Source organism: Endozoicomonas sp. ISHI1 (assembly GCF_024606225.1).
GTDB lineage: Bacteria > Pseudomonadota > Gammaproteobacteria > Pseudomonadales > Endozoicomonadaceae > Endozoicomonas_A.
Window position 1 is genome coordinate 1 of the sequence record NZ_JAGRPU010000116.1, and the last position, 2,145, is coordinate 2,145.

Below are 2,145 nucleotides of genomic sequence, written 5' to 3' on the forward strand. Positions count from 1 at the left end.
TCTTCCGGCACTCAGGGCAGGTTTGCTCTGGGGTGTGATCTTTTCTTTTGTGATCCGACAGGGCTTGAGCGTTTGGCAAAGTCTTCTGACACTCAGGGCAGCTTTGCTCTGGGGTGTGATCTTTTCTTTTGTGAACCGACAGGCTTTTCGCGTTTGGCAGGGTCTTCTGGCACTCAGGGCAGGTTGGCTCCCCGGTGTGATATTCACTTTTGTGACTCGACAGGGCTTTCGCGTTTGGCAGGGTCTTCTGGCACTCTGGGCAGGTTTGCTCCGGGGTGTGATATTTTCTTTTGTGAGCCGACAGGGCTTTCGCGTTTGGTAGAGTCTTCTGGCAATCAGGGCAGGTTTGCTCTCCGGTGTGATATTGACTTTTGTGATTCGACAGGGCTTGAGCGTTTGGCAGAGTCTTCTGGCACTCAGGGCAGGTTTGCTCTGGGGTGTGATATTTTCTTCTGTGATCCGACAGGGCTTGAGCGTTTGGCACGGTCTTCTGGCACTCAGGGCAGGTTTGCTCCGGGGTGTGATCTTTTCTTTTGTGATCCGACAGGGCTTGTACGTTTGGCAGGATTTTCTGGCACTCAGGGCAGTTTCGCTTTCCGGTGTGATATTGCCTTTTGTGAGTTCTCAGTGAGGCTTGAGAGCTAAATGATTTTTCACAGCCGGGGTGATCACATCGGTATTTTTTGGAGCCTGCCTCCCTTTGTTTTTTCGCAGGAGGCGGATTTAATGTTAATGATGGACCGATTGTACTGTCAGCGCCTGAGACAACGGTCGGAACTTCAGCAGGATGGCTTACCGGGTCAGATTCCTGATCGCCCGTTTGCAAATAGACATCTGTTCTGCAAGCGAAAGAGTCGTCTGAGGTTGAACGACACTGGATACTTGTGGAGGGAGCGAAGATACAGTGTCCTTTTCGATGACAACAGGGCTGTTCATGGCAATTTTCGTCAAGACTATGTCGCGAGTCGGCGGGCCAGCCCGAATTTTCATCATTATGGTCGTTGTCGTATAGAGAATGCGATTTTTCTGAATGTCTATTGAATGAGCGACCATGATCCTCTGGCCCCGTTGTCCGGGAATCGTTACCGCCACCCGTTCCGTACATCAAAGTGATGATCTGAAGTTTGTTTCGCCTACAGGGCTTGCCGTAGGGTAGCAAGCCTGACGCTGAATATCCGTCTGTGCGGGTAGCACGTGATGGTTCGTTTTGCACCGAACTCCCATCGGTCATTGGCGTTCCAGATAATGTGACCGGCTCAGTTTTTATAGAAAAACTCTGGCTTGTCGAAGCCCCATTCTGGTTAATTTCAACGATAAAATGGTAAGTCTGTGGCTCAACCGGGCAAACGAAAGGCACAAAGACCAATACGTGCAAGAGTAGACTTTTAATGGTTCTATCCTTTTTTTCTTCGGATAGGAGCAGTGAGGATAGACGAGAGAATAAGGTTGACCCGCCGGAGGTGATAGACATATAGATGTGAACATTGCACTTCAGATCATGCCCAAACGTATGCAGTACCTTTCCCTGCTGAGCCAGTGACAAGCAAAATCAATCACTTGACTTTGCATCATCAAGCTTTCGTTTTCGGTGTTGCCTTCTGTGATCCGACAAGGCTCGAGCGTTTGGCAGGGTCTTCTGGCACTCAGGGCAGCTTTGCTCTCCGGTGTGATATTTACCTTTGTGCACCGACAGGGCTTTCGCATTTGGCAGGGTCTTCTGGCACTCAGGGCAGCTTTGCTCTGGGGTATGATATTTTCTTTTGTGATCCGACAGGGCTTGAGCGTTTGGCAGGGTCTTCTGGCACTCAGGACAGGTTTGCTCTTCGGTGTGATCTTTTCTTTTGTGAGCCGACAGGGCTTGAGTGTTTGGCAGGGTCTTTTGGCACTCAGGACAGGTTCGCTCTCCGCTGTGATATTGACTTTTGTGAACCGACAGGCCTTGAGCGTTTGGCAGGGTCTTTTGGCACTCCGGGCAGCTTTGCTCTGGGGTGTGATCTTTTCTTTTGTGAACCGACAGTGCTTTCGCATTTGGCAGGGTCTTCCGGCACTCAGGGCAGGTTTGCTCTGGGGTGTGATCTTTTCTTTTGTGATCCGACAGGGCTTGAGCGTTTGGCAAAGTCTTCTGACACTCAGGGCAGCTTTGCT

The 2,145-nt window shown here is 50.5% G+C and carries 2 protein-coding genes; both read right to left on the reverse strand.

Annotated features, from left to right (window positions below):
- Positions 1–1,375 (reverse strand): C2H2-type zinc finger protein (locus KBW69_RS23275; RefSeq protein ID WP_257282516.1); only part of this gene is annotated, 1,375 nt, incomplete at its 3' end.
- A gap of 174 nt (positions 1,376–1,549) precedes the next feature.
- Positions 1,550–2,145, reverse strand: a 596-nt coding sequence (locus KBW69_RS23280; protein WP_257282517.1) for a C2H2-type zinc finger protein, incomplete at its 5' end; no start/stop codon positions are given.